1 protein-coding gene is annotated in these 292 nt (G+C 68.5%); it reads left to right on the top strand.

Translation table 11 applies throughout. From position 1 onward, the window contains the following. Window positions 1-292 (top strand): ATP-binding protein (locus tag FVA95_RS31255; protein WP_205016059.1); only part of this gene is annotated, 292 nt, incomplete at both ends.

Below are 292 nucleotides of genomic sequence, written 5' to 3'. Positions count from 1 at the left end.
GGTGCGGCATGACTGAGCTGCTCACCGGCCGCATCACCGCGCACGCGACTCGCCTCGGGCTGCCGCACCTGGCCGAGAACCTCGAGCTTCTGGTCGGGCGGGCCGAGGCCGATCAGATGGGCTATCGCGAGTTCATCGACACCGTCCTCGGCGAGGAGCTCGGGCTGCGCGAGGGACGCCGGTTCCGGACCGCGCTGAAGCTGTCCGGGCTGCCGCACCACAAGACTCTCGACGAGTTCGACTTTGCCTTCCAGCCCGACCTCGACGTCAGAAAGATCCGCGACCTGGCCAC

Source organism: Pseudonocardia sp. EV170527-09, from assembly GCF_008369905.1.
Classification (GTDB): domain Bacteria; phylum Actinomycetota; class Actinomycetes; order Mycobacteriales; family Pseudonocardiaceae; genus Pseudonocardia.
Note: the sequence above shows the minus strand (reverse complement) of the source record. Positions and strands in the feature narration are given on the sequence as shown.